The following is a 15502-nucleotide window of genomic DNA, read 5'->3' on the forward strand; positions in this document are numbered from 1 at the left end:
GTGTGTTTGTGAAAAAACAGTGCAGGTTATTAGCTGACTGAACAACTTCTGTCCGGTTCTGCCCCTGTTGTTAATTGCCCTGATCTTGGTACCGAAGCCTTTTTCCCATCCGCGATTGGTAGAGAATCTCATGACCAGCCAGATCCGCCCGCCGCAAGTTTCCCGTCGCGCCTTGGTAGGGGGCATGATCGCCGCCCCGCTGATCGTTGCTGCCAAGGGCTGGGCCGCTGGTCCCGCGCATGTCGACGTGATTGTGGTCGGGGCGGGGCTGGCCGGCCTCAACGCCGCGTCCATCCTGGAAGGGCAGGGGCTCAATGTTCAGGTGCTGGAAGCATCGGATCGCGTGGGCGGCCGTCTGCGCACCGGCCGTGCCGAGGGATATCAGGCAGAACTGGGCGCCAGCGAGGTGGGCGCGCTGTATGGGCGCGTGCGCGATGCCTGTCAGCGCCTGAATGTCGGCCTGACCACCAAGGGTGGCAAGCCGACCGATTTCCTGATCCATGTCGATGGCGCCTCCGTTCTGCCGGCCGACTGGGCCAAGGCCTCCAACAACATGACCGTCGGCGCAGAGCGGGAGATTCTGCCCTATGTGTTGCAGAACAAGCTGTTGTTCCAGTGGCTGCCCTTCAAGCAGACCAATGCCTGGCTGGAAGCAGCCAACATGGTCTATGACGTCTCAGCGGCGGAATTCCTGCGGTCCAAGGGCGTGTCGGAAGCGGCCATCCGGCTGGCCGATATCGACCTGAATGGCTCCAGCCTGGAAAGTGTTTCCACCCTGTCGATCTTCCGTGACATGGCGCGGGCGCAGGTGGAAGGCTATGTCGATCCGAACAAGCCGCAATATGGCGTCAATAATATGGAGCGCAGCTATATTGTCGGCGGCTCTGATGTGCTGCCCAAGGCCATGGCGGCGGCGCTGAAAAACCCGGTGCGGCTGAATAATCCGGTGGTCGCGGTGGATCAGACGGCCGACAAGGTGCAGGTGAAGCTGGCCAATGGCGAGGTGTTGACCAGCCGCTTTCTGGTGATGGCGGCGCCCTTCAGCGCGCTGCGTCGTATCCGCTTCACCCCCGGCTTGCCGGAAGCCACGGCCAATGCCGTGGCGGGTGCGCGCTATTCCGCCACCACCCAGTTCCATTACCGGATCACCAAACCCTATTGGGAGAAGGACGGGCTGCCGCCCTCGCTCTGGACCGATCTGGCATTTGAACGCGCCTTCGCGCTCAAAGGGGCGGAGACGGGCGAGATTGATACGCTGATCGTCTGGGTGAATGGTGACGGCGCCACCCGCTGGGATGACCGCGATGTCTCCCAGCAGGCCGATCTGGTGATGGCCGAGCTGGTCAAGGTACGCCCAGCTATTGCCGGCGCCCTGGACTATAAGCTCGGCTATAGCTGGGGGCGCAACCCGTTCGTGGGCGGCAATAAACATTTCTATGCACCCGGTCAGGTCAAGCGCTTTGCCGCCGATATGGGCAAGCCGGCCGGCCGCATCCATTTCGCTGGCGAACATCTGCGCCGCCTGGAACACGGCATGGAATCGGCCATGGAGACGGGGGAGGCCGCAGCCATGGAAATTCTGGAAAAGGTTTAAGCTTTTCAACAGGAAAGTAGGCGCGGTGGGGGCTGAATATGGCGAATATTCAGCCCCTTCTTTGCATATAAAAACCAGAACAGCATAAGCGGCCCCTTTGATCAGGATGGCCGCCGCAGGATGAGAGGACAGGATGAGCGGGCAGAAAAATGCCGGGATGCGCGACATCGCGCTGGATTACGCCTTGCCCTTGCTGGTGCTGGCACAGGATGTGCTGACCACCCTGATGCCACGTGCCGACAAGCTGGGGCCAATGCGCGAACAGTTGCGCGGCTGGCATTATCTGGTGGGAACCCTGCTGCTGGTGCTGGCCGCTGTCCGGCTCTGGCGCTGGTTCCGGGGCCAGGCACCGCAACCGGTACCGGCTCTGCCGCCGCGTGCCCGGACCTGGGCCATGGGGCTGGTGCTGGCAACCTATACCCTGTTCTTCATCACGCCGCTTTTTGGTTATCTGGTGGCCTGGAGCCACGATATGCCGGTGCATTACGGTCCGCTGCCAGCATTGCCGGCGCTGATCGGGGAAAACCGGAATGTCTGGGTCTTTACCGGCTATTTCCATTCCGGCATCAGCACCAGCCTGCTGGTGCTGAAACTGGGTGTGCTGATTTCTGCCGTCTATTTCCTGTTTCGGCATGGCAAGGGGCTGTTTGCCGCCTTCCCGCGCGGTTTCGGGCTTTATGTGCTGCTCAGCTTCTCCGTCTCGCTGTTCGCGCTCTCCACCTTCAAATCCTATGATCGCGGCCCCTATGTGGTCGCCATCTTCCTGGCGATCTGCGCGGTGATTTGGGGGCTGGCGCGTCTGGTCCGGCGCGGCAAGGCGGGCAGCAGCGGGGAAGGGGCGCCCAAGGGGGCGGTCTTTGCCGGCATCGGGGCGCTGGCGCTGATCGGGCTTGGCCTTTACGGCCCCTATGCCCTGTTCCGGGTTTCCCCCTTCCCCAAGGGGGAAATGGTGCAGGCGGAAGCCCATATCACCTCGCATGAAACGCCGCTGGTGGTGGAGCCATTGCCGCCTGAGACGGATTTCGAACGGCAGGTGCGGGCGGAGACCTTCAAATGGTGCGTGTTCTGCCACACCTTCAACAAGGGCGGCGGGCATCTGGTCGGCCCCAATCTTTATGCCATCATGGGCCAGCGCATGGCCTCTGTCCCCAACTTCCCCTATAGCGAGAGCCTGGCGGCCCGTGGCAAGGCGGGGGAGGTCTGGACCGATGCTGCCCTGGCCGAATTCCTGGCCAATCCGGACGCCTTTGCGCCGGGGACGGGCATGATCATCTCCTCTGGCAATATCACCGATCCGGCCCGCCAGCAGGCCATCATCACCATCCTGAAGCGGGAAACCGGCTCCGCGGCACCGTAAGCCGGGGCGGAAGGGGAAATCGAGATGACAGAGAGCGTTTTTGATCGTCGTTCGCTGCTGGCGGGGATGGCCGCTATTTCCCTGCTGGGGGTGATACCGGCCGTCGGACAATCTGCGGATTCTGAGCTGCTTTCCGTGAAGACGGCGGCCGGTCGCGCCGTGGCGGTCCATCGCTGGTCTGCCGCTGGCCTTTCGCCGCGCGGGCGCATCCTGTTTTCCCACGGCGCCCTGTCGGCGCCATGGAAATATTTGTCGTTGATCAATGCCTGGACCCAGGCGGGTTATGAGGTGCTGGCACCGCTGCATGTGGATTCGACCGACCACCCCGACCGTGCCGCTTTCCAGGGCATGGCGAGCTGGCCGGCGCGTATTGAGGATGTGCGCGCCGTGGCCGACCATATAGGCGGCCCCTATATCGCCGCCGGCCATTCCTATGGGGCACTGGTGGCGCTTTGCCTGGGCGGGGCCGGGCCAAAGGTGCCGGAAACGGTAAAGACGCCGCTGCGTGATCCCCGCGCCACGGCTGTGGTCGCCTTTTCCCCGCCCGGTGGTGGCATGGGGCTGGTCAATCAAGGGGATTATGCCGGGCTGGCTGTGCCGGCCCTGATCCAGACTGGTGACCGTGACGTTCCGCCTGGCGGCAATGCCGACTGGCGCAGCCATCTGCTGGCCTATGATGACGCGGCAGCCGGGGGCAACCGCTATGCCCTGGTGCTGGCCGGGGTCGATCATTATTTCGGCGGCGGCATCTGCCGGCCAGAACTGCCGGGGCCGAAGCAGGAAGCGGCCCTGTCCATCGCCGCTTCCCTGTCCATCCTGTTCATGCGGGCCCATGGCGGGGGGGATCAGGGCGCGTTGCAGGTGCTGCGCAGCCGGCTGGCAACAGATGGGCCGGCGATCCTGACCCTGAAGTAAGCCTGTCTGACATCCATCAGGTGGACGTCGGCACGCGGCCTTGTTTCGCGTTTGATGCGTTGGGTAAAAGATTTAGCAGCATTGGAACAGGGGCGGTCGCCAGTGCAAGGCGGGCGCCTCCCAAATCTAATCAGCACTTCAGAACAGGGAAACAGATCAGATGTCCGGACCGGAACTGACGAGACGGGAAAGTTTTGGCCTTGCGGCGCTGGCTGTTGCAGCGGGGGCAGCCGCCACCCTGCCGGGCATGGCCCGCGCAGCCGCCCCGTCCTTCGTCACCAAGATTGATTTCAAAGATCCGAAATGGAACCGGGACACCTTTGCCCGGCTGGACATGGATCTGGATCCGACCAAGCAGAAGATCGGCTGGTTCCGGGGTAATGTCTATGGCGTGCGGGATAATGAACCGGTGCGCCCCCTGTTCGTGCTGGATGGTTTCAGCTTCGTGCGTTCCAAGCAGCTGGAAGATGGCAGCTGGCGCCGGATGCTGCGGGAGATCGGCTTCTACCGCGACATCAAGACCGGCGAGATCATGAAGACTTGGCACAACCCGTACACCAACGAGGATGTGAAGGTTGTGCCCATCGCCAATGATCCGTTCAACTTCACCATCGGTGAATTCCAGCCGGAACCGCCGTCCTATGGTGGGTTGAACAAGGAAAAGCCGCCAAAGCGCCCCTTCCTGCTGGATTGGCGTGAAGGGCCGGATGACACCATCATCCTGACCACTGATATCCACCTGTTCTATCCCTCGGCCCTGCAGCCGGATAAATGGCCGCGGGAGTCCGCCGGCTCCTTCAACCGCGTCTCGGAAATGTTCACCTATGTGGTGAAGCGCAAGGATGTGGAGAATGCGGCCCTGACCCATGTGCCCTGTGTCGGTTCCTGGTCGCGCATCACCCCCTGGCTGCCCTGGATGCTGATGGGGCAGGCCCCCGGCCATATCAGCTATTTCTGTTCCTTCGGTGCCTATGACAGCATCGACAAGATCCCCGCCGATCTGGCCGCCGCTGCCCGTGCCATGGACCCGAAATGGCTGGCCGCACCGGACAGTGATTACGGTCCCTCCCTCTCCAGCCTGGAGAATTTTGCCCGCGAACAGAAGCCGGCAGCGGTGCCGGCGGGGTGGACCCCGCCGCAGCCCCCGCCGCCGCGCAGCTTGCCGGGCAAGTAAGATTTCCTCCTGAAAACTTCGCCATGGCGTCACCAACGCCATGGCGATTTCTTTTGTACCCATCTGGAAAGGGGTCCGCGCGATGACCAGTGCGGTGTCCGAGATTGTGCCGCCACCCGCCACCGGCCGACTGGGGCTGGCGGCACAGGCTGGCTATGGTGTGGGGCAGGTGGCGGGGCAGGTGTTCCGCGATGTGCCGTCGCTGCTGCTGCTGTTCTTCATGACCACCGTGCTAGGCATTGAACCGGCCCTGGCCGGGGCGGCAATCTTTGTGCCCAAGCTGGTGTTGGGTGTGGGCTGCGATATGGCGGTCGGCATCCTGTCCGACCGCTGGAAACACCGGTTTGCCCGGCGCTGGTGGCTGCTGGTGGGGGCGGCCGGCGCGCCGTTGGCCATCATTCTGCTGTTCCATGTGCCGGCCTTGCCGATGCTGGGCAAGGCCGCCTATGTCACCGCCGCTTTCAGCCTTTATATGGCGGTGTTTGCCAGCTTCTCCGTGCCCTATCTGGCCATTGCCGGCGAATTATCCTCCGATACGCATCAGCGCACCGTATTGATGGCCTGGCGGCTGGTCTTCACGGCCATTGGCGTGCTGGTGGGTGGTTCGGTGGCCCCCTATATCGTGCAGAGCAGTGGTGGCGGGCAGGGCGCTTATGAGGAGATGGCCCGCTTCCTGGCGCTGGTCTGCCCGCTGGCTTTGGGGGTGGCCTTCTTCGGGGCGGCCCGAGCCGCCCGTCAGGCCGGTGTGGCCCCGGCGGTGGCATCGGATGGGAAGCGGCTGAGCTTTGGGGAGGCGCTGCAGGTGCTGGCGGCCCCCCGCTTTTCGGTTCTGCTGGGCTCCAACCTGTTGCAACTGGCCGGCTCCGGCATGGCTTATGCTTCCATGCTGTATTTCCTCACCTACAATATGGCCCGTACCGATGCCTTCCAGCTGATCGGCGGGCTGGTGGCGATTGCCTGCACTGCCATTGTTGTGGCCCAGCCAGTCTGGGTGACGCTGGCCAAGCGGGTGGGCAAGAAGCCGGTTTATCTGCTGTCCGCCATCGGCTATGGCGCCACCTACATGGTCTGGGCCTTCTGCGCCGATGCCGGCACGGTGGCGGCCTATGTGCTGTGCTTCATCGCCGCGACCTTCAATTCCGGCTGGGCTTTGCTCAGCTTCTCCATGATGTCGGACATTGCCGGCGACGATCAGAAACATGCCGGGCTCTATTCCGGCGCCTGGATCGCGGTGGACAAGATCGGCTTTGGCCTTGGCGGCACCTTGCTGGTGGGGCTGCTGCTTTCCGGTTTCGGGTTTGATTCCGCCCGTGCCGTGATGGGCCAGGCCCAGACCGATCTGGCCATCACCGGGGTGATGCTGGCCTTCGGCGTGGTGCCGGCCCTGTTGAACCTGACGGCGGCGGCAATTTTCTGGCGCTTTGGCCGCACCTGAATGGGAAGATCAAGGTCCGGGACGCGGTAACCCCTTCTTGGACCTTATTGTTTTTGCGGTGCAGCAATTTCCAGATAACATATTGATAAAGAGAATCTTGGGGACAGAGATGGCGGCCTTTGGGGAATTTCAGCGCGGCTGGAAACTGGTGCTGGCGGCGGCAACCGGGGTGGGGCTGGGCATCACCGGCCTGACCTTCTATACGCTGGGCATTTTCATGGGGCCGCTGGGGCAGGAATTCGGCTGGTCCCGCACAGCCCTGTCGGGCGCCACGCTGCTGACCACGGCCACCACCATGTTTCTGGGGCCGCTGGTGGGCCGCCTCTCCGACCGGTTCGGCGGCCGCAAGGTGGGGTTGGTATCGCTGAGCGGGCTGGCGCTGGGATTGGCGGGGATGAGCCTGATCGGCCCCAATCTGCTCAGCTTCTATCTGGCCTTCGGTCTGGCCATGGTGCTGGGGGCGGGCACCCTGCCGGTGGTCTGGACGCGTGCCATCAATGCCGGTTTTGACAAGGCGCGCGGGCTGGCCCTGGGGCTGACGCTGACCGGCACCGGCGTCTGCGCCATTCTGGCCCCGCCCTTCACCCAATGGCTGATCGCCGATCATGGCTGGCGGACCGCCTATATCGGGCAGGGTGTGCTCGTGGCTGCCTTGGGCCTGCCCACGGTCTGGCTGTTGTTCCGGGATGGCGGGGCGGGGCCGCGACAGCAGCGGGACAGCGCCGCCTTGCCCGGCCTTACGATGGCGGCATCACTGCGCACCCGCCAGTTCTGGATGCTGGGTCTGGGCTTCCTGCTGGTTTCCTTCGCGGTTGCCGCCCTGATCGTGCATCTGGTCTCCATCCTGGCCGGCGGTGGGATGGACCGGGCGCAGGCAGTCTGGATCGCCAGCCTGCTTGGCTTTGCCATCATTGTTGGCCGGCTTGGTGTGGGCTTTCTGGTGGACCGGCTGCACGCCCCCTATGTGGCGTTCGGTTCCTTTATTGTCGCCGCGATTGCCTGCGGTCTGCTGACGTTGGCAGGCGCGCCTGTGGCCCTGTCCATCCTGGCGGTGGTGATGATCGGGCTGGCCGCCGGGGCAGAGGTGGATCTGGTGGCCTATCTGGCCAGCCGTTACTTCGGGCTGAAAAATTACGGCCAGATTTACGGCTGGCAACTGGCTTTCTTCGCCCTGGGGGCCGGGCTGGGACCGATCACACTGGGCAAGCTGTATGACATGACGGGCGGATATCAGGCCGGCCTGATGGCCTGTATCACCGGTCTCGTCGTCGGTGGTGCGCTGGTTGCCAGCTTGGGGCGCTTCCCGACGCGGTTTCAGGAGTAATTGTCCGCCAGGTGGACAGGCTCACACTCTCTTTGCCGCATAGCAGCATGGCCCGGCCCTAACATATCTGCAAAAGCAGAACAGGGAACGGGTGATGACGGAGCAATCGGAGTTCAAGCAGGGATGGAAAGTGGTGGCCACAGCCGCCATGGGCATTGGCACCGGCCTGTCGCCCATTCCCTTCTATACGGTCGGTGTTTTCGTGGCGCCGCTGATGGCGGCGTTTGGCTGGGCGGTGGATCAGATCATGGTCTGCCTGATGATCCAGACCTTTGGTTCCACCGTGATGGCCCCCATCATCGGCGTTCTGGCCGATCGCTATGGCGTGCGGCGGGTGACGCTGGTGTCGGTGGTGCTGTTTGGCCTGTCACTGGCGCTGTTCGCGCTTGGCAATGGCTCGCTGACCCTGTTCTATTTGAACTGGCTGCTGCTGGCCACGGTGGGGGCGGGCACATTGCCCATCACCTGGACCCGGCCGGTCAATAACTGGTTCAACAAGCATCGCGGGCTGGCACTGGGCCTGTCCCTGCTGGGCACCGGCCTGTTCGGCACCATGGCGAAGCTTTATGCGAATTTCCTGATTGGGGAGGTGGGGTGGCGGCTGGCGTATGTCGGGCTGGGGCTGCTGCCCTTGCTGCTGGCCTTCCCGTTGGCGCTGGCTTGGTTCCGCGACCGGGAGGATGTGCCCACCGCCCGCCATGCCACCGCGCCAGCGGTGCTGGAGGGAGTGAGCTTCGCGGCGGCCCTGCGCACCCGCCATTTCTGGGTGCTGGCCCTAGCCTTCCTGCCCATCGCCTTCGCCGTGGGCGGGCCGATCCCCAACCTGGAACGTATTCTGGGCTCCAAAGGGATCAGCACTGCCGAGGCGGTCTCTATCGCCAGTCTGCTGGGCCCGGCGGTGATTGTCGGGCGCCTGTCGGGTGGCTGGCTGATTGACCGGTTCTGGGCGCCGGGGGTGGCCTTTGTGCTGCTGTCCGTCCCGGCTTTGGCCTGCTGGGCCATGACGGGGGACACGATCAACAGCCATATGGCCATGCTGGCCGTGGCGATGATCGGTTTCGCCGCCGGGGTCGAATATGATGTCATGGCCTTTCTGGTCAGCCGTTATTTCGGTATGCGGGCCTATGGCAGCATTTATGGGGCGATTTATGCCTTCTTTGCCGTCGGCGCCGGCTTCGGCCCTTATATTTTCGGCCGTATCTATGTGCTGAACGGCAGTTACGATACCGGCCTGCTGCTGGGCGCTGTCGGCTTTGTGCTGGGTGCGGTCCTGCTGCTGGGTTTGGGGCGCTATCCCGATCTGTCCCGCAGCCGCAAACTCACGGAAAATCAGCTGGCCATGGCCTGAATACGAAAATGGCGCAGAGAGCATCCGCGGCGCTTGCCGAGAACAACAATCTGTTGAACCCGCCATGCAATCTCCTTAATGTTTGACGGTTGCCCATGGCCTTGAGGCGATTTGTAGAATTTTCCCTGTTTGTGCGATCAGGTTGTTCCATGCGTTGCAGCAGGCATCGATGATGCCTGGCGCGGGCCTCACCCTGCCACCATAATTCCAGGGGCTTGCCGCGTGCGTTGTCCGGGATTACTGCGGCGATCAGCGTGGCAAAGTTTTTTATGCGCCTCAAGGGCTTGCGTGTCTTGGACCGGGTGAAGCGGCCAGGCTGAGATGTGGCTGAAGCCCAGCCGATGCAGGATCTTGCCGACCACTCCTTCAGCGATTGCCACGTGAAAGCGATCAGAAATCCGCATCGCCAAATCGCTCAAACGCCAGCGAACGAAGCCATCCTTCTACTGATCGGTGCCGTGGTGCACCCAACAGGCACGCGCTTCCAGTTGTTCTGCGGACAAAATCGCTGGCCGGCACGGAATCACAGCACCGATACAAGGGAACATACAAATACCAGAGGCACGAAATCATGACCGATGGTCACGCTTTCGTGCCTCTCAATCGCCGGTGTCAACATGCCAACGGCTTGGTTTCACGCGGCATGGGGCGTGCGGCCGCGAGCAAATGGCTCTCCCCTTTTCCAGGGCAAGCCAACATTCCGCTGGGGCGGTCTGTCAGCATTTCCAGTATTTCAAAGGTATTCCCCGGGGGCGAGAGCCGTGTAGGTGCCTTTCAATCCTGGGCGAGACATGGGGGATCCTTTCAAGCGGGCCGACCGGATGCGGGCCTAAAATTTCGCGCGCAGCCCGATATAGTAGGAGCGGCCGACAGCGTCATAAACACCCACGTCGGTGCTGTTCTGCGAACTGGCGACGGTGGGCAGGCCGCGATCAAACAGGTTGGTGATACCGGCCCGCAGCTCGATCGTCTCGCTCACCCGCACATTGCCGAACAGGTCGACCAGATTATAGGCGGGCACACCCTGGGCGGGATTGTTGGGCGTGGTTACGGCCGTCACATCTTCCATCGCCCCTTGATAGCGCCAGCGCAGGCCGACACCGAACAGGTCGGAGCGGTAGCCCACCGTGGTCAAGGCCTTCCAGCGCGGCAGGGCGCGGCCCAGCGTGCTGGTATTGACATAATCCTGGAAGCTGCTGCCGGGCAGGGTCTGGATATTATAGTGATTGACCCAGCCGATGACGGGCGTGACATAGATTTCAGCACTGGCGTCACCAACATCGGCCCCGATATCCGCCAAGCTGGCCGACCAATTGATCTGCACATCAATGCCGTCGGTTTCCAGCCCGCCCAGATTCAGGAACGGCATACTGACATCCTGCAGCTGCCCCTGTGCGTCACGGGTCAGCAACTGGCAGAACTCGTTCGACGCGGCGTAGCTGGGGTTGGAGCCGTCGAGATTATAGCATTTGGACAGGGTGGTCAGGCCCGGCACGCCGGAGATCACTTCCTTGATCTTGATGTTATAATAATCGACGGAAATGGCGGTGCCGCTGTACCAGGGGCTGTCACCCGGCACGGTCAGCACGGCGCCGACATTGAAGGTGTTGGCCTTTTCCGGCTTCAGGGCCAGATTGCCGCGGATGGTGCCGCCCGTGGCCGTGGTGGGGAATGTGTAGGTATCAACGATGTTGGCCGGCACGCCCTGGGCGATACACAGCGCCCGCACCTGTGCCCCGCCGGCGCCGGTACGGGCCACGGAGCGGGCGTCGCAGGGGTCACCGACCGATGCCGGCGGCGTGCCGAACTGCACCTGGGTGCCCGTCGGCGGGGAGAACAGCTCCCCGATATTGGGGGCGCGCACCGCGCGCTGGTACGACCCGCGCAGCATCAGGGAATTGACCGGCCGCCAGCGCAGATCGGCCTCATAGCTGGTGACGCTGCCTGTGGTGGAATAATCAGAATAGCGGGCGGCGGCACCGATGGCCAGTTCCTCCGCAAATTCTGCCCCGCTGATCAGCGGGATATCCACCTGACCGGCAATTTCCTTCAGGTTGATATTACCACGGGCGGGGGCAGAGCCGGTCACCGCCTCAATATTCTGGGCCGCCAGATCGCTGTCGGGCGTATAGCGATAAGTATTGCGCCGGTAGGAGGTCAGCAGCGCCACCTGCAGGGGGCCGGCGGGCAGTTCCAGCACGGGGCCGGACAACTGGCCTTGTACTTGGGACTGCGTCAGCTTCTCCACGCTGATCGCCGTCTTGGTCATGTAGTTCTGGCAGGCGTCGGAAATGCGGGTGGCGTTGCTGATGCCGAAGGGATTGAAGCCGCCAGCGCACAGCGCATTGCCGCCATCGGCCGCATTCAGCAGGGTCTGCACCTTGCTTTTCACCACGGCATTATAGAGCGCCTGATCATGCAGGCTCTCATCATAGGAGCCGTAGATATCCCACTTCCAGCTGCCGCCCAGATCGCCCTTCAGCCCCAGCGCATATTGGCTGACCTTGTACTGCTCATCCCAGTTCTTGTCGGCGATGCCGACATAGCGCCCGTTCCAGGTGAAGGGCGCGTTGGGGTTGGGGCGCGAGGCCAGGATGGTGCGCAAATCGGCCGGAATGAAGGGGTTGCTGGTCGGAATGGTGGTCAGATTGCCGATCTGCGTCAGGCTGCCGCCGCTGGCCGTATTCACCACACTGTCGACATACATGAACTGACCATAGGCGGTGAGGCCTTCGGTCAGTTCATAATCGAAGGAACCAAAGGCCGTCTTGCGCTCCAGGGCGTTCTGGAACTGCACCTGCTGGCCCACAGGCATTCGGACATTGCCGGCAATGATGGCATAGCCGCTGTCAGTCGGGCCTTTGTAATTGACGGCCCCTGTCTGGGTGAACAGCGATCCGTCATTATTGAAGCCCAGGTTCAGCGTCCGCCCCACCGGGGCCGCGATGCCATATTTGCTGAAAACGCTGTTGATGGCCGCCTGCGTCGGCAGGTTGGCCGCGTTGGGCACATAGGTGCTGGTGCCGATGAAGGAAGAGGGAGTGACAAATTCAAAGAAGGAACGTTTGGAACCTTTCAGGCCCGGCCGGTCTGTGTAGCTGGCCGTCAGCATCATATGGCCTTTATCTTCGGCAAAGGCGCTGCCCAGTGTGACGGAGGCGGATTTCTTGAACACATCGCCGCGTTCATCCTGGCCGAACTGTACATCGGCGCGCACGCCGTTGAAGGGCTGGATGGTTTTGAAATTCACCACGCCGGACATGGCGTCGGAACCGTAAATGGCCGAAGCGCCGCCGGTGATCACATCAATGCTGCCGATAATGGCTTCGGGCAGGATGTTGATATCGACATTGCCGTTAATGTCGGACAAAGGCAGGCGCTTGCCATTCAGCAGCACCAGATTGCGGTTGGAGCCAAGGCCGCGCAGGTTAAGGCTGGCGCGGCCGCCAGCGCCCTGGCCTCCCGTGCTGGACGTGCCGGCGGCAGTGAAGGAGGGCAACTGGTTCAGCGCCGCTTCAATCTCGACCTGACCGCTTTCCTTGATGGATTCCGTCGATACCGTGGTGATCGGGCTGACGGCGACATTGTTGGGCCGCTGGATCAGGGAGCCGGTAACGACAATTTCTTCCAGCAGTTCCGCCTTCTCCGCCCCGGCCTGCTGTGCCAGGGCCGGGCTTGCCAGCGCCATGCCGGCCGCCAATGACAGCGCCAAGGGCGAGGCGCTGTGCCGCATCAGGTTCATCTTGGTTTTCATTTTATCCTCCCTTTCCTCACGCACAGGGGTTCCCGTTCCGAAACGGCGTGGGCCCCCGGCTTTGATTTTGCTGATTTTGTTTGGTCCCGCTCAGCGGGGGCTGAGGATGCTGCCGATGAAATCGATGGTGTCGGCCAGGGCCTGACGGCTGACCTCTGCCGTGCGCTCCGGCTTTTCGGCGATCCAGCTATGGTTGGCGCCGTCGAAAATCCGGGTTTTGACGGAGACCTTGGCCGCCGCCAGCGCCGTGGCAAACCGTTCCTGCTGGGCTACCGGCACGACATTATCGTCGCGCCCATGCAGCAGCAGGAAGGGGGGATCCTTGGCATCAACATGCGCAAGGGGGGACGCCAGACGCGCACGCTCCCCATCGCAACCGGCCGCACTGCAGCCCAGGAACCGGCGCATCGGTTCCGTCGGCGGGGCATCCTTGTTCAGATAGCTGGGCATGGTCGACAGATCATAGATGCCGAACCAGGAGACCACGGCCTGCACACAGTCGGATGCCTGATCCGTCCCGCCGGCCCCGGTGGGCACGGTTTCAACCGTCGCTGGCCGCGCGGGGGCCGGTGCATCTTCGGCAAAGGCGGGATCGCCGCAGGTCGCACCGACCAGTGCGGCCAGATGGCCGCCGGCCGACTGGCCCCAGGCGGCGAACCGCGCCGGGTCGACACCAAAGCGGGAACCATTGGCCCGCAGCCAGCGGATGGCGGATTTCACATCCTTGGCAGCAGCGGGAAACGGCGCCTCCGCCGAAAAGCGATACCCGACAGAGGCCACGACATAGCCCTGGGCGGCGATGGCGGCCAGCACCTTGGGCCAGTCCTGAAAGGCGGCACTGCGGCGCGGGCCACCCCCCATCCAGCCGCCGCCATGGATATAGAGAATGACCGGCCGAACCTTGCCATCCTGCCCGGCACCCGGCGGCAGGAACAGGTCCAGCTTCAAGGGCCGGTAACCGGGGATGGTCTTGTAAACCACATCCGGCAGACCGATGACACCATCGGCAAAGGGCACGCTGACGGTGGAGAGGGTGTCAGCCCCCACCTGTTGGACCGAGGCCCCGATATCGGCCTTGGCCGCGATATCAGCACCGCCAGCATGGGCCGGCAAGCTGACAGCCGACAGGGCAGACAGCGACAGGCACAAGATGGCGGACATGGCGGTGACGGAACGCTTCATTCTTTCCCCCCGACCGATATTTTTGATTTTTCGGGTCCGGATGATAGATCGGCCCGACATTTTCTGATGAAGTTAATGTACGAAACAGTTCGTACGTCGTCAATCGCGTTTGTTATGCCGCAGTGCGTTTCTCGATGCGTGCTGGAAAACGTTGGATGGCGGTGTGGATCAGACCTTACGGCACCAGGTCATGACGATATCCACCACCTGTTCCTTGCGCCGGGCGGCGGCTTCCTCCGACCCCAGCTCGTACCCGAAGATGGTGGAGAAGGTGTAGCGGTTGGAAACATTGTAGAAGCTGAGCGCGCTGATCGTCATATGCAGTTCCACCGGATCGATATCCGGTCGGAACAGTCCCTCGGCCACGCCCTTGTCCAGAATGGCCTTCAGGCCCTGGATGACATGCTGGCTGCGGCGCTTGATCCCCTCGACATGGCCGATGAAGGCGCCGTGCAGGATATTTTCATTCATCACCAGCCGGACAAATTCCGGGTTTTTGAAATGATGGTCGAAGGTCAGGCGGATATGGGCCTTCAACGCTTCTTCCGCACCGACATCCAGGATGGGCAAGGCTGCTTCCGAATCACGGATAGCGATATATTCCTGTTCCAGCACGGCCTGATACAGCCCTTCCTTGGAACCGAAATGGTAATAGATCATCCGCTTGGACGTGTCGGTCTTCTCCGCAATCTCATCGATGCGGGCCCCCATCAGGCCCTTGTCGGCGAATTCCCGGCGGGCCACGGCCAGGATATTGGCCTTGGTCTCATCAGCCTCGGCAGCGCGGGGATTGCGGGCCGGGGATGCCGATTTCGACTTGGGCGCCGGGGCGTTCATGGGAAGTCCGTTGGATGATGATCATGCGGGGCCACAGGATAATGCGGCCCCGCGCGTTTTGAAGCGAATTCAGCCTTCTGCGGCAAAGACGCTGATGATCACCGCCCCGCCGCCCGGCACGGGGCTGACCCGCCCGACGAAGACCCGACGGTTCAGCCATTCATATTTGCCGGCGGGCGCATGGAAGGCGGGGATGGTCATCAGGTAACGCGGGTCCGGCACCGACAGGCCCTTGTTATGCACGATGATGACCGCCCCATCATCGGTGCGCAGGGAATAGAGCGCATCCAGTTCCCGCACGCCATCGGGCCGGTCCAATTGCCAGTCGGCCCCGCCGGCCAACACCTCCCCCTTGATGCCCTCCCCGGTGAAGCTGCCGCCGGTAATGGGGATGAAACGGCGCTTGCCATGGTCGCTGTCCCCCACCTCCACCGCCGGCGATATGGTGACACGGGCCTGCAGCACCAGCCGCAGGCTGGGGCTGGGAACGGCTTCATAAGCCTGAACACTGACGGGCCATAACAGCATCAGACAGAGCAACAGATATTTCATGGCATTACTCCCCCCTTTATACTTAGTCCC

General features: G+C 62.6%; 11 protein-coding genes and 1 pseudogene. 7 read left to right on the plus strand and 5 right to left on the minus strand.

Features of this window, described 5'->3' with window-relative positions; genetic code table 11:
- Positions 1-130 precede the first annotated feature (130 nt).
- From CHB97_RS06290 to CHB97_RS06320, 7 genes are all read left to right on the plus strand, one after another.
- Entirely contained in the window at positions 131-1594 is a 1464-nt protein-coding gene (locus tag CHB97_RS06290) for an NAD(P)/FAD-dependent oxidoreductase (RefSeq protein ID WP_089287108.1), read from the plus strand.
- A gap of 133 nt (positions 1595-1727) precedes the next feature.
- On the plus strand, positions 1728-2951 hold the full coding sequence (locus tag CHB97_RS06295; protein ID WP_089287109.1) for a cytochrome c family protein: 1224 nt from the start codon (positions 1728-1730) through the stop codon (positions 2949-2951).
- A gap of 24 nt (positions 2952-2975) precedes the next feature.
- Positions 2976-3866: an alpha/beta fold hydrolase gene (locus tag CHB97_RS06300; protein ID WP_089287110.1), complete on the plus strand. Its 891-nt coding sequence runs from the start codon at positions 2976-2978 to the stop codon at positions 3864-3866.
- Between the two features lie 160 nt (positions 3867-4026).
- Positions 4027-5040 carry a DUF1838 family protein gene (locus CHB97_RS06305; protein ID WP_089287111.1) on the plus strand — a complete coding sequence of 338 codons (1014 nt, stop codon included), beginning with the start codon at positions 4027-4029 and terminating at the stop codon, positions 5038-5040.
- An 82-nt stretch (positions 5041-5122) separates the two neighbouring features.
- The gene (locus CHB97_RS06310) at positions 5123-6475 is read left to right on the plus strand and encodes an MFS transporter (RefSeq protein WP_160105611.1); all 1353 of its coding nucleotides are present in this window, start codon (positions 5123-5125) and stop codon (positions 6473-6475) included.
- Between the two features lie 109 nt (positions 6476-6584).
- Positions 6585-7799, plus strand: coding sequence for an MFS transporter (locus CHB97_RS06315; protein WP_089287113.1), 1215 nt, complete (start codon positions 6585-6587; stop codon positions 7797-7799).
- Between the two features lie 94 nt (positions 7800-7893).
- Positions 7894-9147, plus strand: coding sequence for an MFS transporter (locus CHB97_RS06320; RefSeq protein ID WP_089287114.1), 1254 nt, complete (start codon positions 7894-7896; stop codon positions 9145-9147).
- A 181-nt stretch (positions 9148-9328) separates the two neighbouring features.
- Here CHB97_RS06320 and CHB97_RS06325 read toward each other — a convergent pair.
- From CHB97_RS06325 to CHB97_RS06345, 5 genes and pseudogenes are all read right to left on the minus strand, one after another.
- Positions 9329-9650: pseudogene (locus CHB97_RS06325) on the minus strand (winged helix-turn-helix domain-containing protein); the annotation flags it as partial.
- Positions 9651-9976: 326 nt separating this feature from the next.
- Positions 9977-12901, minus strand: a complete 2925-nt coding sequence (locus tag CHB97_RS06330) for a TonB-dependent receptor domain-containing protein (protein ID WP_200819843.1) — start codon at positions 12899-12901, stop codon at positions 9977-9979.
- Between the two features lie 90 nt (positions 12902-12991).
- Positions 12992-14083 carry an alpha/beta hydrolase gene (locus CHB97_RS06335; protein WP_160105613.1) on the minus strand — a complete coding sequence of 364 codons (1092 nt, stop codon included), beginning with the start codon at positions 14081-14083 and terminating at the stop codon, positions 12992-12994.
- A gap of 168 nt (positions 14084-14251) precedes the next feature.
- Positions 14252-14920, minus strand: coding sequence for a TetR/AcrR family transcriptional regulator (locus CHB97_RS06340; protein ID WP_089287117.1), 669 nt, complete (start codon positions 14918-14920; stop codon positions 14252-14254).
- Positions 14921-14989: 69 nt separating this feature from the next.
- Entirely contained in the window at positions 14990-15472 is a 483-nt protein-coding gene (locus CHB97_RS06345) for a DUF3237 family protein (protein ID WP_089287118.1), read from the minus strand.
- Positions 15473-15502: the final 30 nt, after the last annotated feature.

Source organism: Azospirillum sp. RU38E (assembly GCF_900188385.1).
Taxonomy (GTDB): Bacteria; Pseudomonadota; Alphaproteobacteria; order Azospirillales; family Azospirillaceae; genus Niveispirillum.